The organism is Bradyrhizobium sp. CB2312 (assembly GCF_029714425.1).
Classification (GTDB): Bacteria; Pseudomonadota; Alphaproteobacteria; order Rhizobiales; family Xanthobacteraceae; genus Bradyrhizobium.
The window spans coordinates 9,468,824-9,490,820 of sequence record NZ_CP121668.1 but is presented as its reverse complement, the minus strand read 5'-3'; the positions used below and the strand labels follow the sequence as shown (position 1 = coordinate 9,490,820).

The window sequence follows — 21,997 nt, the reverse complement described above, 5'->3', positions numbered from 1 at the left end:
GGACTGCAAGACAAGCACGAGAGGAAACGGGATGATCGGAATTGCACGGCTCGCAGCTGCCGGCCTGTTGGCGATCATGGCGATGGGCACGGCGCGGGCCGATGACGTGCTGAAGGCCAAGGTCGGCGTGCTCCGCCTGTCCTCCTCAGCGCCGGTCTTCATCGCGCAGGACAAGGGCTACTTTCGCGAGGCCGGGCTCGACGTCGAGCTGAAATTCTTCGACGCGGCGCAGCCGATCGCGGTCGCGACCACCTCGGGCGACGTCGATTTCGGCGTCACCGCCTTCACTGCTGGCCTCTACAATCTCGCCGGCAAGGGCACGCTGAAGGTGATCGGCGGCATGAGCCGCGAGAAGGCCGGCTATCCCCTGATCGGCTATTTCGCCAGCAACAACGCCTATGCGGCCGGCTTGAAGACGCCAAAGGACCTCGCGGGCAAGCGCATCGCGGTGACGCAGGTGGGATCGAGCTTCCATTATTCGCTCGGCCTGCTCGCCGACAAATACGGCTTCAAGCTCGCGGACGTGAAGATCGTGCCGCTGCAATCGCTGTCGAATGCGGCGGCCGCGCTCAAGGGCGAGACCGTCGATGCAGCGCTGCTGCCGATCTCCACCGCACGAAAACTGATGGACGAGGGCGGCGCGAAATTCCTGGGTTGGGTCGGCGACGAGACGCCCTGGCAGCTGGGGGCGGTGTTCGCCTCGCCGAAGACCCTGACCAACAAGGCGCTGGTGACGAAATTCCTCGCCGTGCTCGCCAAAGCCGATCGCGAATATCACGACGTCATCCTGGCTTCGATGAAGGACGGGGTGGCGCCGATCAACGACAAGACCAAACCGCTTCTGGAGATCATCGCGAAATACACCAATCTCCCGGTCGAACAGGTGGTCGGCAATTGCGCCTATATCGATCCCGACGGCAAGCTCGACGTCAAGAACGTCGACAACCAGATCAAATGGCTCCAGGAGCAGGGCTTTGCCGACAAGGGCTTTGATGCGAACACGATCATCGCTAAGGATTATGTGAAGGCGGATTGATGTATCCGTCGTTCCGGGGCTCGCGAAGCGAGAACCCGGAATCTCGAGGTTAGCAAGGGATCGACGAGATAGAATGGACCTGATCGCCAACCACATCAGCCACCGCTTCGGCGATCTCGCCGTGCTCGACGACATCTCCTTCACCCTCAGTGCCGGCGAGGTGGTGGCGATCGTTGGTCCTTCCGGCTGCGGCAAGAGCACGCTGCTGTCCATACTGGGGGGCCTGCTGCAGCCGAGCTCCGGTGCACCCGAGCTGCGTGGCGCGCCGCCGGCGGACAGTCTCAATCCGCTGACCTTCGTGTTCCAGGATTTTGCGCTGCTGCCCTGGGCGACGGTCGAGGAGAATGTCGAATTCCCGCTGCTGCACACCCAGCTCTCGGCCACGCAACGCCGCGCTTTGGTCGACGACGCCCTGCGCCGCACCGGCCTGACCGATTTCCGGACGACCTATCCGAAACAGCTCTCCGGCGGCATGCGGCAGCGCGTCGGCATTTCGCGCGCGCTTGCGGTGAAGCCCGCCATCCTGCTGATGGACGAGCCGCTCTCGGCGCTGGATTCGCAGACCCGCGAGCTGCTGATGGAGGATTTCGTTCGCCTGCTCGCCGACGGTGGCATGGGTGCGGTCTATGTCACGCACAATCTCGAAGAAGCCGCGCGCCTTGCCGACCGCATCGTGGTGCTGTCGCGCCGGCCCGGCCGCATCCGCGAGGTCGTCACCATGCCGATGACACGCGCCGCGCGCGGCGAAGCGGCGGCGCGGGAAAAGCTGCTGGCACTGCAGAACCAGATCTGGTCACTGATCCGCAACGAGGCGATCGATGCCGAGCGCGAGGTCCAGCATGCTTGATCGCGCGGTTACACCGGCGAACGACGAGACGACGCGGCGCGTCCGCTTCCGCGGCGCCGGCTTCGTGCCCGCCTCGAGCCGCTTCGGCGGCTGGATCGCGCTCGCCCTCGTGATCGCGATCTGGCAGGTCGCCGGAAGCGCCGGGCTCGTCAATCCGCTGTTCCTGCCGGCGCCATCGGCGATCGTGCGGGCGATCTACGAGCTCGCGATGTCAGGCGCGCTCTGGCAGCATCTTTCGGCCTCGTTGCTGCGCATCGGCGTCGGCTGGCTGCTGGGCACGGCGGCCGGCGTCGCCGTCGGCTTCGCCATCGGCCTGTCCAGGCTGGCGCGCAGCGTCGGCATCACCTTCATCTCGGCGCTGTTCCCGATCCCGAAGATCGCGCTGCTACCGCTCTTGATCCTCTGGCTCGGCATCGGCGAAGAGCCGAAGATCGCGACCATTGCGCTCGGCGTCTTCTTCTCGACCGCGATCTCGGTCTATAGCGGCGTCGATGCAGTGCCGCGCAACCTCATCCGCATGGCGCAAAGTTTCAACGTTCCCTTCGCCACCATCGTGCGCAAGGTGATCTGGCCCGGCGCGCTGCCCGCGATCCTCGCCGGCTTCCGCATCACGGCCTCCGTGGCCCTCTTGCTCGTCGTCAGCGCCGAGATGATCGGCGCGCAATACGGCATCGGCGCCTTCGTGCTGCAGGCCGGCAATCTGATGCAGACCGACCAGCTGCTCGCGGGTGTGGTGATCCTGTCAGTGTTCGGCCTCGCGATCGGCAAGGTGATCGGCTGGCTGGAGATGCGGCTGTTGCACTGGCGGTAGCCACGATCACTGCACCCGTAGGGTGGGCAAAGCGAAGCGTGCCCACCATTCCTTCATGAGTCGCGAAGACGTGGGCACGGCGCTAACGCGCCTTTGCCCACCCTACGAGACTGCGCTCGCAATGACGATGTCGAGCAGATCGCACCCACAATTCAGGTCGTCATACCCGGGCTTGTCCCGGGCATCCACGTCTTGTTTCGACGCGGCGATACGTGGATGGCCGGGACAAGCCCGGCCATGACGGAGATAGAGCAGGGCTCACGCGTTGCCGCGATCCTCGCGAAACAAATCCAGCTTCTGCTGCACCGGCCGATCCGAGAAGCTGAACAGCACGGCGTCCTCATCGGCCTCGTGCGTCACCCAGTGCCAGCTCGGCACCACGAACAGATCGCGCGAGCCCCAGTCGAAGACGGCATCGCCGATGCGGCTGCGGCCGCGTCCCTCGATCGGGCAGAACACCGTCGCGTCCGTCGACCGATAGCGCGTGGTCTTGAATCCCTTCGGCAGCAGCTGGATGAAGGTGCCGATGGTCGGCATCGCGAAATCGCCGGTCTCGGGGTTGCTGAATTTCAGCTTCAGCCCGTGGCAGGCGTCCCACTCCTGGCTCGTGCGAGCCTTCTCCAGCGCCTCGCGGGTGTAGACATAGGGATAGCTGAAGATCGGCGACGTCTTCGAGCTCCGCTTCACATCGACCGGCAAGAGGTTGTGGCCGTATCGGGCAAAGCTGTCGCCGGCGGGTTTCGTGATCCTCTGCTGGTCCTCCTTGGAGCCTTCCGCGAAGGAGCAGTCGAAGAACTGCACCAGCGGGATGTCGAGACCGTCGAGCCAGAACATCGGCTCGTTCGTTTCATTGGAATGATCGTGCCAGGTCATCGACGGCGTGATGATGAAGTCGCCGGGCTCCATTGCGGTGCGCTCGCCATCAACGGCGGTGTGAGCGCCCTTGCCCTCGAGCACGAAGCGCAGCGCCGACTGGCTGTGGCGGTGCGCGGGCGCGACGTCGCCGGGCACCACCATCTGCACGCCGGCATAAAGCGAGGTCGTGATTTTCGATTGCCCGCGCAGGCCGGGGTTCTCCAGCACCAGCACGCGCCGCTCAGCTTCCTTGGCGGTGATGAGCTTGCCGGCCTCGGTCATGTAGTCGCGGATGACGTCGAACTTCCAAAGGTGGGGCCGGCACGCGCTCTTCGGCTCCGGCGTGATCAGATCGCTCATCACCGTCCACAGCGCGGTGAGATTCTCGCCGTCGATCTTCTTGTAAAACGCCTCGCGTTCGGGCGTCTTGGTCACGGCTTCCATGGTGCGCTCCCGTTCGATTTGTTGATTGACAGTATACTGACGATCTAGGTAGCGTCAACGTGAGGGGTGACGTACAAGGTCGTCATTCCGGGGCGACGCGTCAGCGTCGAGCTATGGTGCGCAATTGCGCACCTGAGAATCCATAACCACGATCGGGAGTATGGATTCCGGGCTCTCGCTTCGCGAGCCCCGGAATGACACAAACTAACAGGGAGGGTCTCGATGAAGCTGCACGGCTATTTTCGCTCCAGCGCCGCCTATCGCGTGCGGATCGCACTGAACCTGAAGGGGCTCGGTGCCGAGCACCTGCCGCATCACTTGCGCAAGGGCGAGCAATGCGCGCCCGCCTATCTCGCCATCAACCCGCAAGGCCTGGTGCCGACACTGGAGAACGATGGGGGCGAAGTGCTGACCCAATCGGTTGCGATCATCGAATGGCTCGACGAGACACATCCCAATCCGCCGCTGCTGCCGAAGGATCCGGTGCGTCGCGCCAAGGTGCGGGCGTTCGCGCTGGCGATCGCCTGCGACACCCATCCGGTGCAGAATTTGAAGGTGCTGGCGCGCTTGCGCGAGCTCGGCCTGGCTGAGGAGAAAGTCCAGGATTGGGCGGCGTGGGTCAACCGCGAGGGCCTGTCGGCCTGCGAGACGCTGATCAGGGACGAGAAGGGGCCGTTCTGCTTCGGCGATGCGCCGACGCTCGCCGATCTCTGCCTGGTGCCGCAGCTTGCCAACGCGCGCCGCTTCGGCGTCGATGTCTCGGCCTATCCGCGCCTGTTGAAGGCGGAAGCCGCCGCGAAGGCGCTGCCGGCCTTCGCCAATGCCGCGCCGGAGAAGCAGCCCGATGCCGAGTAAGCCTGCCGCTCCGATCACGATCGACGCGGTCTATGCCGCGCCGGGCTATCTGTTCCGGCGCATGCAGCAGATCGCGGTCTCGATCTTCATGGAGGAGTGCAGGGCGTTCGACCTTACGCCGGTGCAATACGCCGCTCTGATCGCGATCCACACCCATCCCGGCATCGACGCGACGCGGCTGTCGGCGGTGATCGCGTTCGATCGCTCGACGCTCGGCAGCGTGATCGAGCGGCTCCAGGCCAAGGAGTTTGTCGAGCGCAAGTCGGCGCCCGAGGACAAGCGGATCAAGCTGCTCTATCTGACCAAGGCCGGCGTCGCGATCCTGCGCGAGATCATCCCCGCCGTCGAGCGCGCCCAGGCCCGCATGCTGGAGCCGCTCAAGCCCGCCGATCGCAAGACGCTGATGGGACTGATGTCGCAGCTCGTCGATCTCAACAACGAGGCCTCGCGCGTGCCGCTGCGGGCCGAGGATGCGCTGGAGCATCTGGGCAAGGGCGGGTGAGTAAAGCGCTGTTGTTGCAACAATAACGATGTCATTCCCCGCGAAGGCGGGCGATGACAGCCCAGCGCGAGATCTCGTAGGGTGGGCAAAGGCGCCCTGGCGCCGTGCCCACCACCTCACACTGGAGAGAAGCGGTGGGCACGCTTCGCTTTGCCCACCCTACGATTGCGGTGCGCGGAACTCCGTCCTTACCTCACATCCGCAACAACGCCTGCCGGTCGATCTTCCCCGTGCCGGTCTTCGGCAGCTCGTCGATGAAGATCACCTCGCGCGGATATTTGTAGGGCAGCAGCTTGCCCTTCACGTAGTCCTGCAGCCGCCGTGTCGCCTCGCCCTGGTCCGCTGCGCGGTCGTTCATCACCACCACCGCCTTCAGCGTCATGCGCCGGTCCGGCAGCTCGGCGGCGAACACGGCACATTCGCGGATATCAGGGTGATCGGCGAGGCACAACTCGACCTCGAGCGGATAGACCCACTGGCCGGAGATCTTGATGAGATCATCGGCGCGGCCGCGGAAGAAATGGAAGCCGTCGGCATCGCGCACGAAACGGTCGCCGGTGTAGATCCAGCCGCCCTCTCGGATCGTCTCGGCGGATTTGTCCGGCCGGTTCCAGTACAGCGGCGTGTTGGAATCGCCGCGCACCCACAGGATCCCTTCCTCGTTGTCGCCGACATCACGGCCGTCCTTGTCACGCAGCGCGACCTCGTAGCCGGGCACGCGCAAGCCCGCCGCGCCGAGCTTCTTCTGCTCGGGACGGTTAGAGAGATAGATGTGCAGCACCTCGGTCGAGCCGAGGCCTTCGATGATCTCCAGCCCCGTGAGCGTTTTCCAGCCGTTGAAGACCTCGGCCGAGAGCACCTCGGCGGCCGAGAGCGACATCCGCAGCGACGAGAAGTTCGTTTGCTCGGCGCCCGCGGCCTTGGTCAGCGACGTGTATAGCGTCGGCAGGCCGAAGAAGACCGTCGGCCTGTACTGCTCGATCGCCGCGAAGATCGCGGCAGGCTTCGGCTGGCCCGGCAGCAGCAGCGTTGCTGCACCCGCCGAGAACGGGAAGGTGACGGAGTTGCCGAACCCATAGGCGAAGAAGATCTTGGGCACCGAGAAGCAGATGTCGTCGGGCGTCAGCTTCAACACGTTCCGCGCAAAGGCGACCTCGCTATAGGCCATGTCGTGCTGGAGATGCACGATGCCCTTGGGCCGGCCGGTCGAGCCGGACGAGTACATCCAGAACGCCATCTCGTTGCGATGCGTCGGCGCTTCCGCGAGCTCAGCCGAAAATTGCGCAAGCCAATTTGCCGCCGCGAGCGCCGCAGGCGCAGCATGCTCGCCGACCTCGCCATTGACGACGATCAGCGTATGCAGCTTCGTGTCCTGGCAGGCCTCCGCATTGAAGCGCGCGCAGAACTCGGCGTCCGCCACCGCAACGGCCGCGCCGGAATCGGCGAGATAGAATTGCAGGAGGTCCGGCGGCGTCAGCGTGTTGATCAGGAGCGGCACGAAGCCGGCCCGCACCGCGCCGAAGAAGGCGGCCAGATAGGCCGGCGTGTCGTCGAGGAACAGCAGCACCCGGTCGCCTCGCTTCAGCCCGAGCGAGGCAAAGCCGTTGCCCCAGCGGGAAGCCTCCGCGCACAGCTCGGCATAGGTCCGCGTGCCCGCCGGCCCGATCAGCGCGACCTTGTCACCACGGCTTTCGCCGAGATTGTCGAACAGCACGCGGCTGGCGTTGTAAATGTCCGGAACGGCAAAGCCGATCTCGCGCGCCCCCACGCAATCGGCGGGCACCTGGTCTCGGATCTCGTTGCTCATGCGGTCGCCTCGCCGGCTGCATCTCCGCTGTCCTTGGCGGCTTCGTAACGCGCCATGAAGGCGGGCGACATATGGCGCAGGCGTGCATCGTCGATGCGCCCGGAACGGGTGATGTAGCTGTAGGCAAAGTCCATGAGATCGAGGTGCATGTGCTGGGCGAAGTTCTCGTACCAGAAGGCCGAGGTGCGCGCTGCGTTGACGAGCTTCTCCACGACCGGCTTGCGCGCGGCCTGGTAGCGATGCAGCGCGGTCGCCAGATGCGCATCCGATTCCAGCGCCTTGACGAGGGCAATGGCGTCCTCGATCGCGAGCCGCGTGCCCGAGCCGATCGAGAAATGCGCCGAATGCAGCGCGTCGCCGATCAGCACCATGTTCTTGAACGACCAGTGCTCGTTCCAGACCCAGGGGAAGTTGCGCCACACCGATTTGTTGGAGACGAGGCAGTGGCCACCGAGCGTGTCGGCAAACACCTCCTCGCAGACGCCCTTGGACTGCTCGACGTCCTTGTAGGCGAAGCCGTAGGCCTGCCAGGTCGCGTGGTCGCATTCGACCAGGAAGGTGCTCATGTTCGGCGAATAGCGATAGTGATGGGCGTTGAAGGCGCCGCGGTCGGTCTTCACGAAGGTCTGCGACAGCGTGTCGAAGCGCTTCGAGGTGCCGTACCAGACGAACTTGTTGGAGGAGTAGGACAGCGAGGTGCCGAAATCGCCCTCGTAGGCGCGGCGCACCAGCGAGTTCAGCCCGTCGGCGGCGACGATCAGATCGTGACCGTTGAGCTGGTCGATGGAATGGATCTGGCTGTCGAACCGCGGCGTCACGCCGACGTCGAGCGCGCGCTGCTGCAAGAACCGCAACAGCTCGAGCCGTCCGATCGAAGAGAAGCCGACGCCGTCGATGGCGACGCTGTCGCCATGCAGGGTCAGCGTGATGTTCTCCCATCTCTCCATATGCGGCGCGATCGCGTCGACCGTCTCGGGGTCGTCGGCGCGCAGGAACTCGAGCGCCTGCTCGGAGAACACGACGCCAAAGCCCCAGGTCGCGTCGGCCGGGTTCTGTTCGAACAGGTCGACCTGATCCTCGGGGTGGCGCTTCTTCCAGAGATACGCGAAGTAGAGCCCGCCGGGCCCCCCGCCAATCACGGCGATCCGCAACGTCTTCCTCCCTGATTGACAGTATACTTACTATCTGGGGGTAGACTAATGTGCTCCGGCGTCCGGCGCCAGCGGAATTATCGGCAAGGCGTGGCGCGCCGAAGTCCGCTTTCGGACAAGCGTTTTGCGCCTGTCCGAAACGACTAGATGCGAACCATAGCCAAACCGTGCCGGATTGACCACCCGGGGGGTCAGACGCAGCGCTTCACGTAGACTCCGTTCACCAGCACTCGGGTACAGCGAACCGCCGGAACCGGCTTGCGGACCACGACGGCGGCGTTGGGGCCGGCGCAGCCGGCGCGATAGACGCCGCGTGCGCACACCACTGCGTTGGCATCTTTGGCCTCGAAGGTCATGGTCGCCCCGAAGGCGAGGAGCGCGGAAGCGATAAGCAGCAATGAACGCATGTTGTCCTCCCGGTCTTGTCGTGATCGAAATCGGATGTGTGCGAAGGATTTGTCGCGGCAGGCGCGCGAAAATTCATTCGCGCGCGCTGCCAACCGAGACGCGCTACGGCGCGTGAGTTGTGCAATGCCTATCGTGCCGCGAACGGCGCGAGCACGTCCTTGCATGCGGGCGACAGCGACGCCGCATTGTTCGAGATACACTGGATGATGCGGCCGCCGCCGGGCGCGACGCCGGCGCAGAGCGAGCGGATGTCGGCCCCGCAGGCGGAGCGGACGATGAACAGCTCTTCGCGCGGCCGCAGCGGGCGCAGCACGATCACAGCCGGCGCCGCGGCGGGCGCTGCTGCTGCGGGTGCAGCACCGGCCGCTGGCGCTGCGGCTGCTGCGCTGCCGCCACCACCAACCGCGGCGGTCACAGCCTTCTCACAGGCCGACGATACCTTCGCCTTGTTCTTCTCCAGGCACTCGAGCGCGGGGGCGCCGCCGGGCGGCACGCCGGCACACACCTTGGGATAATCGGCCCGGCACGCGCTCTTGACCGCAGCGATCTGTGCGCTGCTCGGTTGCTTTGCGGCGGCGGCCTTCGGGGCGGCTCCCGCTGCCGGCTTGGCCGCAGGCTCGGCGGCGGGTGCAGCTTCTGTCTTTGTCGGTTCGGACTTCGCCGGTTCAGACTTTGCGGGCGCGGCTTCCGTCTTCGGAGCCGCAGCGGGCTCGACCGCGCGGACTGCGGTCTGGCACCCCGCTGACAGGCTGGACATGTTCTTTGCCAGGCATTGATAGGCTTCCACGCCGCCGGGCGTCACGCTCGCGCAGTGCGCCATGAAATCCGAGCGGCACGCGGAGCGGATCGCGCTCTTCTGAGCCTCGGTCGGTGCTTGCGCGAATGCGCCTGTTGCAGTTGCGAAGAGCGCGGCCGCCAGCAACGCGCTGCGCGTTGATGCATAGTTCAACGTGTTGAACATTGGAGTGAATTCCTGCCCTATCGGCAATGCCGAATGATTACCAAAAGTGATGCAAACAATCGTCGCGGCGGATCCGTCGCGAGCGGCATCATTGGCCGCCTCGACCTCTACCGCAAGTAGATATTAGCCGCGCAATTGCGACGTAACTAGAGCATGATCCGGACCCGAAGGGCCGCGTTAGCGCAAAGTGCGAAGCAGTTTTCCCTCGCGACAAACGCGGAACGCGTTTGCGCGGAGATCATGCTCAAACAATACGTCGTCAGAGCTTGACCATGCGCTTGCCGCGGTTCTCGCCCGCCAGCAATCCGATCAGCGCCTTCGGCGTGTTCTCGAGGCCGTCGATGATGTCCTCCTGCACCTTCAGCTTGCCGGATTTCACCCAAGCCTGGAGCTCGGCGAGCGCGCGCTGGCTGTCCTTCATGTAGTCCATCACGATGAAGCCCTGCATCACCAGCCGTTTCACCACGATCAGGCCGGGCACGCCGCGCGGGCCGTGCGCCGACGGCGCGCCGTCATATTGCGAGATCGCGCCGCAGCAGGCGATGCGGCCGTAATTGTTCATCTGCGGCAGACAGGCTTCGAGAATGTCGCCGCCGACATTGTCGAAATAGACGTCGATCCCCTTCGGCGCCGCCGCGCGCAAGGCCTTGAACACCGCGCCGTCCTTGTAGTCGACCGCGGCATCGAACCCGAGCTCCGAGGTCAGCCAGTTGCACTTGTCGGCACCGCCGGCGATGCCGACCACACGGCACCCCTTGATCTTGGCGATCTGCCCGACGATCGAGCCGACCGAGCCCGCAGCCGCGGAGACCACGACCGTCTCGCCCTCCTTGGGCTTGCCGACCTCCAGCAAGCCGAAATAGGCCGTGAGCCCGGCGATGCCGAACACGCTGAGCAGATGTGTCATCGGCTCCAGCTTCGGCATCTTGGTCAGATGCTTTGCGGGCACCGCGGCATATTCCTGCCAGCCGGTGTCGCCGAACACGATGTCGCCGGCAGCCAACTCCGGCGCCTTCGAGCTGACGACCTCGGCGATGCCGCCTCCGGCCATCACGCTGTTGGCCTCCACGGCCGAACGATAGGTCGCTCCGTGCATCCAGGCGCGGTTGGCGGCGTCGAGCGAGATGTAACGCACGCGCAGCAGAGCCTCGCCGTCCTTCGGTTCCGGCATCGCGCCATCGATCATGCCAAAATGTTCGGGGCCGAGCTTGCCGCTGGGTTTTTCCACCAGAAGAATCTGGCGATTGATGGTGCCGCTCATGGCGTTTCCCTCTTCGTTTTGTCTGGCGATTATTGATGCAGCCGCCGCAAAGAAAACGTGCAAGCCGCATTCGTTGTGCGCTGCATGAAGGCTAGAACGTGCGTTTCCGTTTCGCAACGGGAACATCGGGGCCCATAGCGATCGCACGCAAAGCGTGTTGCGTCGCTGTCATATCTGCGACATCATGAAGCGGCCGATGTAGTGGGGGTCTTTCAATGTCGAACAGGTTTACGCAATACATTCTGGCCGCGATGGTGCTGGGCATCGTCATGGGGGCGGCGATCTTCAACTTCCTGCCCGACACGCGAGCCGAGTGGGCGTCCTCCATCAACCTGATAGCCATGATGTTCCTGCGCCTGATCAAGATGATCATCGCGCCGCTGGTGTTCGCGACCCTGGTCGGCGGCATCGCGCATATGGGCAGCGGCGCGCGGCTCGGGCGCATCTTCGCCAAGACCATGGGCTGGTTCATCAGCGCCTCCTTCGTCTCGCTGCTGCTTGGCCTCGTGATGGTCAATCTGCTCCAGCCCGGCGCGAACTTCCCCGGCACGCTGCCGCAGGCGGGGCAATCGACCGGCTTGCCGGTCTCGGCCTTCTCGATCGAGAAGTTCCTGACCCATCTGATCCCGACCTCGATCGCGGACGCGATGGCGCAGAACGAGATCCTCCAGATCGTGATCTTCGCCGTGTTCTTCTCGGTGGCGATGGGCTCGATGCCGGAGCGCTCCAAGCCGATCCTGGCGATGATCGACGACGTCGCCCACATCATGCTCAAGGTGACGAGCTATGTGATGTTGTTCGCGCCGCTCGCCGTCTGGGCCGCCATCACCGCCACCGTCGCCAAGAACGGCCTCGGCGTGCTGTGGAAGCTCGTCGTGTTCATGGGCGGCTTCTATCTCGCGCTCGGGATCCTGTGGGCCATCCTGGTGATCGTCGGCTTCGTCGTGATCGGGCCGCGCTACAGCCATCTGTTGAAGCTGATCCGCGAGCCGCTGATGATCGCCTTCTCCACCGCAAGCTCGGAAGCGGCTTACCCGAAGACGCTGGAGGGGCTCACCAAGTTCGGCGCCTCGTCGCGGATCTCGAGCTTCGTGCTGCCGCTCGGCTACTCCTTCAATCTCGACGGCACGATGATGTACTGCACCTTCGCCAGCATCTTCATCGCGCAGACCTACCACATCGAGATGTCGCTCGCGACGCAGCTCGCGATGCTCGCGACCTTGATGATCACCTCCAAGGGCGTCGCCGGCGTGCCGCGCGCCTCCCTCGTGGTGATCGCCTCGACGCTGTCGCAGTTCGGTATCCCTGAGGCCGGCCTCTTGATGATCATGGGCATCGACACCTTCCTCGACATGGGACGCAGCGCCACCAACGTGATCGGCAATTCGCTGGCGACCGCCGTGGTCGCGAAGTGGGAAGGCGAGCTCGGGCCCGAGCACGAGCTCGGACCCGGCGAAGTGGCGACGCCGGACATGGTGCCCGGCGAACTGCCCGCGATGGCCGGTCATTGACGGAGGTGCATCATGCGCCGCTCATTGGCGATATCGGGCGGCCTGTTGCTGGCAGCATGGCTGCTGGCGACCGGCGCCGTCGCGCAGACCGGCGGCAGCGAAGGGCTTAGCCCGACGCTGTCTGCGATCAAGAGCAGTCACACCGTGCGGCTCGGCTATCGCGAGAGCTCGCCGCCGTTCTCCTTCCTCGATCAGTCGGGCCGCCCGATCGGCTACAGTCTCGAATTGTGCGAGGCCATCGTCGAGGAGATCGGCATCGAGGTCGACGATCCCGATCTCAAGATCGACTACGTCAAGGTCACCTCGGACGACCGCATCGACGCGGTGCTCCAGAACAAGATCGATCTGGAATGCGGCTCGACCACGGCCAACGCCGAGCGCGGCAAGCGCGTCGCGTTCTCGCCGCTGATGTTCGTCGCCGGTACCAAGCTGATGGTGCCGAAGGCGTCCGGCGTCCGGCAGCTGGCCGACCTCAAGGGCAAGACCATCGTGGTGACGAAGGGCACCACCAACGAGCAGGCGATCCAGGCGGCCGACAAGAAGTTCTCGCTGGGGCTGAACATCGTCACCGGCGCCGATCACGAGCAGTCCTACCAGACGCTCGTCGACGGCAAGGCCGATGCGTTCGCGACCGACGACATCCTGCTCTCCGGCCTGATCGCGCGCCACAAGGCGCAAGACAAGTTCCGCGTTACCGGCGATTATCTGTCCTACGATCCCTACGGCATCATGTTTCGCAAGGGCGAGCCGCAGCTCTCCGCCGTGGTCGAGCGCGCCTTCCGCAAGCTCGGCTCCAGCCGCGACCTCGTCCCGCTCTACAACAAATGGTTCACCGCGCGGCTTCCGACCGGCGAGCGGCTGAATGTGCCGATCTCGCTGCAGCTGGAGGAAGCGTTCAAGGCCATGGACGATTCCGCCAGCGCGAATAATTAGCCCTTACTTCCTTCTCCCTTGTGGGAGAAGGTGGCGCGAAGCGCCGGATGAGGGGTCTCTGTCCACACGTCAGATCTACGTTGAGGAGAGAGACCCCTCACCCGTCTCACCGCTACGCGGTGAGCCACCCTCTCCCACAAGGGGAGAGGGTTCAGCGAGTCTCGCGGCTCCTATCTTTCCCCAAACACCCGGTCCAGCGCCGCATCATACGTCGCCTGCACCAGCTCCGGATGGAGCCTGGCCAGCGCTTCCATCATCACGCCGGAATTGATCTCCAGCACCCGCCACGCCCCATCGACGCGCACCACGTCGATCGACGCGAAGACGATGCCGATGGCGTTCGCCGCATCGATCGCGAGATTCACGCAGGCCGTTCGAACCTCGCCGTCCTCCAGCAGCACCGGCTTTGCGCCGGCGTCGAGATTGTGCCGCCAGTCCGAGCCACGCTGCTTGCTGTAGACGACACGGGGCATATCACCGAGTAGCACCACGCGGACCTCGTCCTCAATCGCGACATAGGGCGAGATCACGAGCCCTGTGCTCATCGCAAAGACCTCGCTGGCCGCGTGGTCGAGTTCCGCCTCCGTCGTCACCTTGAACACCGAGCGCCCCGATGTCCCCTCGTTCGGCTTGACCACCACGCCTTGTGGATTGTCGTGCAGCAGGCCGAGCATCTCCTCGCGCCAGGTGGCGCCAACGATTGTCTTGCCCAGCTTCGGATTGAGGAAGAGGTGATGCGGAATACAGGACACGCCCGCAAGCGCCAGCGCCTCGGCGGTCGCTGATTTGTCGTTGGCGAGACGATGCGCGATGGCGCTGTTGAGGCCAATGTCGTAACCGAAGGCGAAGCGGCGCATCTCGCCTCGGCGCATCGCGATCAGCCAGCCGCCGGCACGGACATCGACGTCGATGCCGTGGTCCGCGCAATAGCGCCTGATCGCCTGGACGAAGATCCGCTCGCCGCTCGCCATCTGTCTCGATCGTTCCTGTCGCCAAAAGCCGCAAAAATGCGGGAATCGGCGCCATTCCGGGGTGAAATCAGAGCTATTCTTAATGAAATTCTCGCGAGCGCTATGGAAATTAAGTGCTGCCATCGACCGCTGGAGGGAAAAGAAATTGCCCTTAGACGAGGCTTGGCAGCAAAACCGTTAATGATGCGGCCAGTTCTGCGGCAAATGCCGATTTGACCGGCATCAAATGCATCCGGAACGAGGTTGATTATTGGCCTCAATGGCGTAGATCACACACGCGAAATCCTCCGCCATGGCAATGGTGTCCGCCCCGCTTTCAGGGGCCGGGCAATGCTTTTGCCTAAAACCGCATTTATTCGGAATATCGAAAATCATGAGCGCGTTTTACCGAGAGAAGGTTCTTTCCGTCCAGCACTGGACCGACACGCTGTTCAGCTTCCGCGCCACGCGCGACACCGGCTTCCGGTTCCAGAACGGCCAGTTCGCCATGATCGGCCTCGAGGTGGATGGCCGGCCGCTGCTGCGCGCCTACAGCATGGCGAGCGCCAACCACGAGGAAGAGCTCGAGTTCTTCTCGATCAAGGTGCAGGACGGCCCGCTGACCTCGCGCCTGCAGAAGATCAAGGAAGGCGACACCATCCTGGTCGGCCGCAAGGCGACCGGCACGCTGATCACCGACAACCTCATTCCCGGCAAGCGGCTGCTGCTGCTCTCGACCGGCACCGGCCTTGCGCCGTTCGCCAGCCTGATCAAGGACCCCGAGGTCTACGACCAGTACGAGAGCATCGTGCTGGTGCATGGCTGCCGCCAGGTCTCCGAGCTCGCCTATGGCGAGAAGCTCGTGGCCTCGCTGCGCGAGGACGAGCTGTTCGGCGAGCTGCTCGCCGACAAGCTGATCTACTATCCGACCGTGACCCGCGAGCCGTTCCGCAACCGCGGCCGCATCACCGACCTCATCAACTCCGAGCAGCTCTTCAACGACATCGGGCAGTCGCCGCTCGACATCGCGACCGACCGCATCATGATGTGCGGCAGCCCGGCGATGCTGGAAGAGCTGAAGGTCATGTTCGAGGGCCGCGACTTCGTCGAGGGCTCGGGCAACAAGCCTGGCCATTTCGTGATCGAGAAGGCGTTCGTTGAGCGGTAAGCGCCGCTCGCCATCCCGCCGTCGTGCCGGGCTGCTAGCCCTCAACTCCGCCGTCGTCCCGGACAAGCGCGCTTAAAGCGCGCGCCGATCCGGGACCGCCGCGCGAGCCCTTCGCTCGTCGCGCTAACCACAGGGCGTGGTTATGCGAGGATTCGGGGTGACGACTTTCTCTCAGCCGCGAAATCCTGTGGTTATGGATCCCGGGTCTGCGCTGGCGCTTGCCCGGGATGACACGTGAGGTTGGTGGACACTCCCTCTCAGGCTCCACTTTCGCCAGCTCTGCCGGCCTCACCGTCCCAAACCCCGACCTCTCTGCTGCACTGCAAAACCCGCCAACCCGGCTGATTGATTTTCCTCGGCCGAATTCGCTAGCCTGAAACAACGGCCGCGTCATATCCGTATGACAGGCGCGGGCGTATCGTACCGCCCTCATGCTGACGAGAGGATGGGATCGTGGTCGACAACAACAACAAGCAGGAATCGCCCAAACGTCTGGCACTGGCGGAAGAGGGGGTCTTGGAAACCCTGCTGCTGCCGTTCTCGCCGCGCTTCATCGTGCTGACGATCTGCGCAGTGGTCACTGCGCTCTTGATCGGCATCGGCATTGCCGATCGCAAGATCTTCGACGTCCTGCTGATCCCGATCGCGATCTTCGGCGCCCTGACGCTGCTCGGTGTCCGCGATCTCATGCAAAAGGGCCATGCGGTCCTGCGCAATTACCCGATCTCGGCGCATATGCGCTTTCTGCTCGAAGAGATCCGCCCCGAGATGCGGCAGTATTTCTTCGAGAGCGAGAAGGACGGCATGCCGTTCTCGCGCGACACCCGTTCGTTGGTCTATCAGCGCGCCAAGATGCAGCTCGACAAGCGGCCGTTCGGTACCCAGGAGGACGTCTATCGCGAGGGCTATGAGTGGATGCATCACTCGGTCTCGCCGAAAACGCACGCCGAGGAGAAATTCCGCATCAACATCGGCGGTCCCGATTGTACGAAGCCTTATTCGGCCTCGGTCTTCAACATCTCTGCGATGAGCTTCGGTGCGCTCAGCCCGAACGCGGTGCGCGCGCTCAACGCCGGCGCCAAGAGGGGTGGCTTCGCGCATGACACCGGCGAGGGCGGCTTCAGCCCCTATCACAAGGAGATGGGCGGCGACATCATCTGGGAAATCGGTTCGGGCTATTTCGGCTGCCGCCACCTCGACGGTACTTTCGATCCGGAAGCCTTCGCGCGTGTTGCGAGCGAAGACCAGATCAAGATGGTCGAGCTCAAGATCAGCCAGGGCGCCAAGCCCGGCCATGGCGGCGTGCTGCCGGCGGCAAAGGTCTCGGAAGAGATCTCAAAAATCCGTGGCGTCGCCATGGGCGAGGACTGTATCTCGCCGGCCTCTCACCGCGCCTTCTCGACGCCAACAGGCATGATGCAGTTCATCGCCGAGATGCGCCGCCTCTCCGGCGGCAAGCCGGCCGGCTTCAAGCTGTGCATCGGCCATTCCTGGGAATTCCTGGCGATTTGCAAGGCGATGCTTCAGACCGGCATCTATCCCGACTTCATCGTCATCGACGGCAATGAAGGCGGTACCGGCGCCGCGCCGCTGGAGTTCATGGACCATTTGGGCATGCCGATGCGCGAGGGCGTCAATTTCGTCCACAACGCGCTGGTCGGCATCAATGCGCGCGACCGCATCAAGATCGGCGCCTCCGGCAAGATCGCCACCGCCTTCGACATGGCGCGCGCGATGGCGATCGGCGCCGACTGGTGCAATTCGGCGCGCGGCTTCATGTTCTCGCTCGGCTGCATCCAGTCACTGAGCTGTCACACCGACCGCTGCCCAACAGGTGTCGCGACGCAGGACCCCACGCGTGCGCGCGCGCTCTACGTGCCGCTCAAGATCGACCGCGTGCACAATTACCATCATGCCACGCTGCACTCGCTGACCGAGCTGATCGCCGCGGCCGGCCTCGAGCATCCGCAGGAGCTGCGCCCAATCCATTTCAACCAGCGGACCTCGACGACCGACGTGAGATCGTTCGCGCAGCTCTATCCGGCGCTCCGTCCGGGCGAGCTGCTCGAAGGCACGGAAGACCCGCGCTTCCGTGACGCCTGGCGGATGGCGCAGGCGGAGACGTTCCTGCCGGCGCTGTAAGATGCCGGCAGGCGGCCTCGCCGGACCGCAAAAATTGTTGCGAGTGGAGGGTGGGCTTAACGTCTGGTTCAACTTTGGGTGTAGATTGTCGCCATGGACGAACGACGCGACAGGGCGAGACACCGCGTGCTGAAAGCCGGAACGATCGAGTTCGGCGGCGGCGGGATCGACTGTACCGTTCGCAATTTCTCGGATACCGGCGCCGCGCTCGACGTCACCAGCCCGGTCGGCATCCCCGAACACTTCACCCTGTTCGTCACCGCCGACGGAACGCATCATTCCTGCACCGTGGTCTGGCGCAAGGAAAAGCGGATCGGGGTGAGGTTCGGGTAGGGGCGGGGATTGGAGCTTCGCTCGCCGTCACGACGACGGTGCACCCTCTCCCCTTGTGGGAGAGGGTGGCTCGCCGCGTAGCGGCGAGACGGGTGAGGGGTCTCTCTTCACGAGCACTCACTTACGATTGAGTTTGCGGAGAGAACCCCTCATCCGGCGCTTCGCGCCACCTTCTCCCACAAGGGGAGAAGGGAAACGGTGCCACAAGCACCGCTTTCGTCCGGGACGACAGCTGAGATCGCGGCTCGCTATATCGCTCGCTACCCCGTCTCCACCTCGCTCAATCGGCTCGCCAAAATCTTGTCGATCCGCCGGCCGTCGAGGTCGACCACCTCGATGTGCCAGCCGGCGAAGTCGAAGGCGTCGCCGACATTGGGCAGCACGCTGAATTGCTGCAGCACGAGGCCCGCCACGGTGTTGTAGCGGTGCGGCGGCAGCTCGATGCCGAGCAGCTCGCCGAACTCGTCGACCGGCATCCAGCCGGAGATCAGCAGCGAATCGTCCTCGCGCCTGACATAGGCCGGCTCCGGCGGTCCTTCCTCCGAATGGAAGGCGCCGACGATCGATTCCAGGATGTCGGCGGCGGTGACCATGCCTTCGAACGCGCCATATTCGTCGTAGACGAGGCCGACGTGAACCGGCGCGGCCTTCAGGATGGCCAGCACGTCGCGGGCGTCGGCCGAGGCCGGGATGCCGGGCGCCTCGCGCACCAGCGCGCGTAAATCCGGCGTGCGCTCGCTCATATAGGCGATCAGCAGATCCTTGGCCTGGAGCACGCCGATCGGCTTGTCGCGGTCGCCGTCCGAGACCGGAAAGCGCGAATGCGGGCTCTTCACGATGATCTCGCGAATAGCTTCGGGCGGATCGTTCAGGTCGATCTCGTCGACCTCGGTGCGCGGTGTCATGACGGCGCCGACCGGGCGGTCACCGAGCCGCATCACGCCGGCGATCATCTCCTTCTCGCCGGGCTCGAGCACGCCGGCGCTTTCGGCCTCGCTGACGAGGTGGTGGATCTCGTCCTCGGACACCTTCTCCTCGGCCTTGCCGCCGCGGCCGAGCAGCGTGAGGATCAGCTTGCCGGAGACGTCGAGCAGGAACACGAGCGGCAGCGATATCTTCGCCAGCATGTGCATCGCCGGCGCGACCCTGACCGCGATGCTCTCGGGGTCGCGCAGCGCCACCTGTTTCGGCACCAGCTCGCCGACGATCAGCGTTGCGTAGGTGATCAGCGTGACGACGATGCCGACGCCGACGATGTCGGCGATCCCGGTCGACAGGCCAAGCTCGACCAGCCATTGCGTCAGCCGTTGTCCGAGCGTGGCGCCGGAGAATGCGCCCGAGAGCACACCGACCAGCGTGATGCCGATCTGCACCGTCGAGAGGAACTTGCCGGGATCGGCCGCCAGCGTCAGCGCCCGCTCGGCGCCGCGCACGCCTCTGGCTGCGAGCAGCGACAGCCGGGCCGGGCGGGAGGACACCACGGCCAGTTCCGACATGGACAAGAGGCCATTGATGACGATCAGGACGACGACGATGACGAGTTCGACGGAGAGCATTGACGTTCCGGTTGTAAGCAAGTGTGGCCGGCCGGCGGCACAAGCATTGATATAGGTATTTTGCGAGGAATTGCCGGCAATTCTGTCGCATCCGTGCCGCGGGGGAACCGCCCGCGAGGACATGATACCCGCAGAATTACGGGCGCGCCGTTGCTTAACGGGCTCTTAGCCGCCGGCAGCTAGGTTTTCGACATTTGCAGGAATGTATTCGGGGACCCAAGGATGCGGATCGGAAAGCTTTTCGCACTGTCGATGCTGACGGTGACGGTTTTTGCAGTCATTCTCGGCGCCGAGGTGCTCGTACCCCAGACCCGTATCTTCACGAATCGCTCCGACGCGATCAGGACGGTCGAGGCTTTTGGTGCGACCCTGATGGTCAGCCAGCAGGTCGCCAGCCTTCGCGCCCCCTACATCTCGCCGATCTTCCAGGAAGGCGCCGCGACGCAGGCCCAGATCGACGCCGCCGCAAAGGCCGTCAAAGCCGCCGAGGCTTCGTTCGAAGGCGCCAGACGGGCCATCATGGTGCTGGATGACGGCGCATCGATGGCCGACAGCCTCGACCGCACCCTGCGCCGGCTGAAGGAGATCTCCACGGCCGCGGATCGCGCGATGAGCGTTCCTCTTGCTGCGCGCGACGGCGCCGCGATCAAGGGCTTCCTGCCCGGCGTCGCCGAGGTCATCGCCAATATCGAGCCGATCATGAACCGGCTCGAGGGGAAGGTGGTCAATGCCGACTCCTCGCTTGCGGCGCTCTTGAGCCTGGCGCGAACGGCGCAGGACCTGCGCGTCTCCGCCGGCAGCCGTGCCGCCACCTTGTCGCCGGCGCTGAACGCGCGAAGGCCGCTCACGACAGCTGAATTCTCGCTGATGGACCGCATGCAGGGGCGTGTGGAGACCGATCGCGAGCGTATCGAGGCCGGCGTCGACCAGCTCGGAAGCCCGCCCCGAATCGCCGCCGCATTGAAGGCGGCGACGGACGCCTATTTCGGCAAGGCCGCGCTTGCGGTCGAGAAGGAGATGCCTGCGGCGCGAGCCGACGGCAAGTACGGCATCAGCGCCGACGAACTCGCGAGCGCCATCGTGCCGGCCATCCAGATGTTTTACGGCGTGCGCGACGCCGCGTTGGCGGAAGCGGCCGAGCGCGCGGCGGCCGCGCGCGATGGCGCGCTGGCGATGCTGGCGCTTGCGGGCGTTGCGGTTCTGGCGCTGCTCGGGACGCTCGGCGGCGTAACCATGATGCTGCGCAGCCGCGTGGTGACGCCGCTCGGCCAGCTCGCTGACGTGATCGGAACGCTCGCGGCCGGACGGCATGAGGTCGAGATCCCCGCGACCGGCCGCAACGACGAGATCGGCCAGGTGGCGGGCTCGCTCCAGCACTTCAAGGATTCTCTACTCGCCAAGAAGTCGGCCGACGAGGCTGCCGCGGTCGAGGCCGAGGCCAGGATCAAGCGCAGCCAGCGCATGGACCAGATCGCGCGCGAGTTCGAGGCCATGATCGGCGACGTCGTCAACACCGTTTCGTCGGCATCGTCCGAGCTGGAGGTCTCGGCGGGAACGCTGACAAGCTCGGCCGATCAATCGGAGAAGGTCACGGCGACCGTTGCCGCCGCCTCCGAACAGGCCTCCACCAACGTGCAGACGGTTGCCGCGGCGGCCGAGGAAATGGCCTCGTCGGTGGACGAGATCAGCCGGCAGGTCCAGGACTCCGCGCGCATCGCCGGCGAGGCGGTGCAGCAGGCGGAGCGCACCAACGGCCATGTCGGCGAGCTCGCAAGGGCCGCGGGCCGGATCGGCGACGTCGTCGAGCTCATCAGCCAGATCGCGGGCCAGACCAATCTTCTGGCGCTGAACGCCACCATCGAGGCGGCGCGCGCGGGCGAAGCCGGGCGCGGCTTCGCCGTCGTCGCCTCCGAGGTCAAGGCGCTGGCCGAGCAGACCGCCAAGGCCACCGGCGAGATCAGCCAGCAGATCACGGAAATCCAGACGGCGACGGAGGACTCCGTCGGCGCCATCAAGGCGATCGGCGGCACCATCACCCGCATGTCCGAGATCGCGTCCGCGATCGCCTCGGCGGTCGAGGAGCAGGGCGCGGCCACGCGGGAGATTTCCCGCAACGTGCAGCAGGCGGCGCGCGGCACCCAGCAGGTCTCCGCCAGCATCGTCGACGTGCAGCGCGGCGCGAGCCAGACCGGATCGGCATCCTCCAACGTGCTCACGGCAGCCAGATCGCTGTCCGGCGAGAGCAGCCGTCTCAAGGCGGAGGTCGGAAAGTTCTTGGAGGCAATCCGGGCCGCCTAAAGCATGATCCGGAAAAGTGCCAAGCGGTTTTCCGGAAAGATCATGCGTAAACAACAACCTAAAGCGCGATGACGATTCATCCAAATCTCATCGCGCTTTAGAGCTTCGTTGTGGAAAGATGCGGTTTCGCCTAGGCTGACATTGTCGGGGATGTCGCAGCCTCCCCGT

19 protein-coding genes are annotated in these 21,997 nt (G+C 64.7%); 11 read left to right on the top strand and 8 right to left on the bottom strand.

The window, feature by feature from the left end; all coding sequences use genetic code 11:
- The first annotated feature begins 31 nt into the window (after window positions 1-31).
- The 3 genes from QA642_RS45175 (at window position 32) to QA642_RS45165 (ending at window position 2,694) form a co-directional block, all read left to right on the top strand.
- Window positions 32-1,036, top strand: a complete 1,005-nt coding sequence (locus tag QA642_RS45175) for an ABC transporter substrate-binding protein (RefSeq protein ID WP_283082587.1) — start codon at window positions 32-34, stop codon at window positions 1,034-1,036.
- Window positions 1,037-1,109: 73 nt separating this feature from the next.
- A complete protein-coding gene (locus tag QA642_RS45170; RefSeq protein ID WP_283082586.1) occupies window positions 1,110-1,883 on the top strand; it encodes an ABC transporter ATP-binding protein in 774 nt (257 codons plus the stop codon).
- The gene (locus QA642_RS45165; RefSeq protein ID WP_283082585.1) at window positions 1,876-2,694 is read left to right on the top strand and encodes an ABC transporter permease; all 819 of its coding nucleotides are present in this window, start codon (window positions 1,876-1,878) and stop codon (window positions 2,692-2,694) included. The genes QA642_RS45170 and QA642_RS45165 overlap by 8 nt, the downstream gene beginning before the upstream one ends.
- Before the next feature lie 258 nt (window positions 2,695-2,952).
- Here QA642_RS45165 and gtdA read toward each other — a convergent pair whose 3' ends face one another.
- Window positions 2,953-3,993 carry a gentisate 1,2-dioxygenase gene (gene gtdA, locus QA642_RS45160; protein ID WP_283082584.1) on the bottom strand — a complete coding sequence of 347 codons (1,041 nt, stop codon included), beginning with the start codon at window positions 3,991-3,993 and terminating at the stop codon, window positions 2,953-2,955.
- Between the two features lie 222 nt (window positions 3,994-4,215).
- On the opposite strand from gtdA, the gene maiA reads away from it, so the two are divergent.
- The gene (maiA, locus tag QA642_RS45155) at window positions 4,216-4,848 is read left to right on the top strand and encodes a maleylacetoacetate isomerase (RefSeq protein ID WP_283082583.1); all 633 of its coding nucleotides are present in this window, start codon (window positions 4,216-4,218) and stop codon (window positions 4,846-4,848) included.
- A complete protein-coding gene (locus QA642_RS45150) occupies window positions 4,838-5,350 on the top strand; it encodes a MarR family transcriptional regulator (protein ID WP_283082582.1) in 513 nt (170 codons plus the stop codon). The genes maiA and QA642_RS45150 overlap by 11 nt, the downstream gene beginning before the upstream one ends.
- Before the next feature lie 193 nt (window positions 5,351-5,543).
- Here the strand turns inward: QA642_RS45150 and QA642_RS45145 are convergent, their stop codons facing one another.
- The 5 genes from QA642_RS45145 to QA642_RS45125 form a co-directional block, all read right to left on the bottom strand.
- Window positions 5,544-7,157 carry a benzoate-CoA ligase family protein gene (locus QA642_RS45145; RefSeq protein WP_283082581.1) on the bottom strand — a complete coding sequence of 538 codons (1,614 nt, stop codon included), beginning with the start codon at window positions 7,155-7,157 and terminating at the stop codon, window positions 5,544-5,546.
- Complete coding sequence (locus tag QA642_RS45140; protein WP_283082580.1) at window positions 7,154-8,308, bottom strand: FAD-dependent monooxygenase; 1,155 nt, start codon at window positions 8,306-8,308, stop codon at window positions 7,154-7,156. The genes QA642_RS45145 and QA642_RS45140 overlap by 4 nt, the downstream gene beginning before the upstream one ends.
- Window positions 8,309-8,499: 191 nt before the next feature.
- The gene (locus QA642_RS45135) at window positions 8,500-8,715 is read right to left on the bottom strand and encodes a hypothetical protein (RefSeq protein ID WP_283082579.1); all 216 of its coding nucleotides are present in this window, start codon (window positions 8,713-8,715) and stop codon (window positions 8,500-8,502) included.
- Window positions 8,716-8,843: 128 nt separating this feature from the next.
- Complete coding sequence (locus QA642_RS45130; protein ID WP_283082578.1) at window positions 8,844-9,677, bottom strand: hypothetical protein; 834 nt, start codon at window positions 9,675-9,677, stop codon at window positions 8,844-8,846.
- 259 nt (window positions 9,678-9,936) lie between these two features.
- Entirely contained in the window at window positions 9,937-10,938 is a 1,002-nt protein-coding gene (locus QA642_RS45125) for an NADP-dependent oxidoreductase (protein ID WP_283082577.1), read from the bottom strand.
- Between the two features lie 215 nt (window positions 10,939-11,153).
- Here QA642_RS45125 and QA642_RS45120 point away from each other — a divergent pair, with 215 nt between their 5' ends.
- On the top strand, window positions 11,154-12,449 hold the full coding sequence (locus QA642_RS45120) for a dicarboxylate/amino acid:cation symporter (RefSeq protein WP_283082576.1): 1,296 nt from the start codon (window positions 11,154-11,156) through the stop codon (window positions 12,447-12,449).
- A 12-nt stretch (window positions 12,450-12,461) separates the two neighbouring features.
- A complete protein-coding gene (locus QA642_RS45115; protein WP_283082575.1) occupies window positions 12,462-13,382 on the top strand; it encodes an amino acid ABC transporter substrate-binding protein in 921 nt (306 codons plus the stop codon).
- Between the two features lie 170 nt (window positions 13,383-13,552).
- Here the strand turns inward: QA642_RS45115 and QA642_RS45110 are convergent, their stop codons facing one another.
- On the bottom strand, window positions 13,553-14,353 hold the full coding sequence (locus QA642_RS45110; RefSeq protein ID WP_283082574.1) for a RimK-like protein: 801 nt from the start codon (window positions 14,351-14,353) through the stop codon (window positions 13,553-13,555).
- Window positions 14,354-14,726: 373 nt separating this feature from the next.
- Between QA642_RS45110 and QA642_RS45105 the strand changes: the two genes are divergently transcribed.
- The 3 genes from QA642_RS45105 (at window position 14,727) to QA642_RS45095 (ending at window position 17,975) form a co-directional block, all read left to right on the top strand.
- Window positions 14,727-15,500, top strand: coding sequence for a ferredoxin--NADP reductase (locus QA642_RS45105; RefSeq protein ID WP_283082573.1), 774 nt, complete (start codon window positions 14,727-14,729; stop codon window positions 15,498-15,500).
- Window positions 15,501-15,953: 453 nt separating this feature from the next.
- A complete protein-coding gene (locus tag QA642_RS45100; protein ID WP_283082572.1) occupies window positions 15,954-17,642 on the top strand; it encodes an FMN-binding glutamate synthase family protein in 1,689 nt (562 codons plus the stop codon).
- A gap of 93 nt (window positions 17,643-17,735) precedes the next feature.
- Entirely contained in the window at window positions 17,736-17,975 is a 240-nt protein-coding gene (locus QA642_RS45095) for a PilZ domain-containing protein (RefSeq protein ID WP_283082571.1), read from the top strand.
- 260 nt (window positions 17,976-18,235) lie between these two features.
- Here QA642_RS45095 and QA642_RS45090 read toward each other — a convergent pair whose 3' ends face one another.
- A complete protein-coding gene (locus tag QA642_RS45090; RefSeq protein WP_283082570.1) occupies window positions 18,236-19,531 on the bottom strand; it encodes a hemolysin family protein in 1,296 nt (431 codons plus the stop codon).
- Window positions 19,532-19,753: 222 nt separating this feature from the next.
- Between QA642_RS45090 and QA642_RS45085 the strand changes: the two genes are divergently transcribed.
- Complete coding sequence (locus tag QA642_RS45085) at window positions 19,754-21,829, top strand: HAMP domain-containing methyl-accepting chemotaxis protein (protein ID WP_283082569.1); 2,076 nt, start codon at window positions 19,754-19,756, stop codon at window positions 21,827-21,829.
- The last annotated feature ends 168 nt before the right edge of the window (window positions 21,830-21,997 follow it).

What these genes read in the sequence shown, in the direction of transcription:
- QA642_RS45125 (WP_283082577.1), bottom strand. Translation starts at nt 10,938, where the DNA reads ATGAGCGGCACCATCAATCGCCAGATTCTTCTGGTGGAAAAACCCAGC.
- maiA (WP_283082583.1), top strand. Translation starts at nt 4,216, where the DNA reads ATGAAGCTGCACGGCTATTTTCGCTCCAGCGCCGCCTATCGCGTGCGG.
- QA642_RS45175 (WP_283082587.1), top strand. Translation starts at nt 32, where the DNA reads ATGATCGGAATTGCACGGCTCGCAGCTGCCGGCCTGTTGGCGATCATG.
- QA642_RS45115 (WP_283082575.1), top strand. Translation starts at nt 12,462, where the DNA reads ATGCGCCGCTCATTGGCGATATCGGGCGGCCTGTTGCTGGCAGCATGG.
- QA642_RS45105 (WP_283082573.1), top strand. Translation starts at nt 14,727, where the DNA reads ATGAGCGCGTTTTACCGAGAGAAGGTTCTTTCCGTCCAGCACTGGACC.
- QA642_RS45165 (WP_283082585.1), top strand. Translation starts at nt 1,876, where the DNA reads ATGCTTGATCGCGCGGTTACACCGGCGAACGACGAGACGACGCGGCGC.
- QA642_RS45095 (WP_283082571.1), top strand. Translation starts at nt 17,736, where the DNA reads ATGGACGAACGACGCGACAGGGCGAGACACCGCGTGCTGAAAGCCGGA.
- QA642_RS45120 (WP_283082576.1), top strand. Translation starts at nt 11,154, where the DNA reads ATGTCGAACAGGTTTACGCAATACATTCTGGCCGCGATGGTGCTGGGC.
- QA642_RS45110 (WP_283082574.1), bottom strand. Translation starts at nt 14,353, where the DNA reads ATGGCGAGCGGCGAGCGGATCTTCGTCCAGGCGATCAGGCGCTATTGC.
- QA642_RS45150 (WP_283082582.1), top strand. Translation starts at nt 4,838, where the DNA reads ATGCCGAGTAAGCCTGCCGCTCCGATCACGATCGACGCGGTCTATGCC.
- QA642_RS45135 (WP_283082579.1), bottom strand. Translation starts at nt 8,715, where the DNA reads ATGCGTTCATTGCTGCTTATCGCTTCCGCGCTCCTCGCCTTCGGGGCG.
- QA642_RS45085 (WP_283082569.1), top strand. Translation starts at nt 19,754, where the DNA reads ATGCGGATCGGAAAGCTTTTCGCACTGTCGATGCTGACGGTGACGGTT.
- gtdA (WP_283082584.1), bottom strand. Translation starts at nt 3,993, where the DNA reads ATGGAAGCCGTGACCAAGACGCCCGAACGCGAGGCGTTTTACAAGAAG.
- QA642_RS45170 (WP_283082586.1), top strand. Translation starts at nt 1,110, where the DNA reads ATGGACCTGATCGCCAACCACATCAGCCACCGCTTCGGCGATCTCGCC.
- QA642_RS45090 (WP_283082570.1), bottom strand. Translation starts at nt 19,531, where the DNA reads ATGCTCTCCGTCGAACTCGTCATCGTCGTCGTCCTGATCGTCATCAAT.
- QA642_RS45145 (WP_283082581.1), bottom strand. Translation starts at nt 7,157, where the DNA reads ATGAGCAACGAGATCCGAGACCAGGTGCCCGCCGATTGCGTGGGGGCG.
- QA642_RS45130 (WP_283082578.1), bottom strand. Translation starts at nt 9,677, where the DNA reads ATGTTCAACACGTTGAACTATGCATCAACGCGCAGCGCGTTGCTGGCG.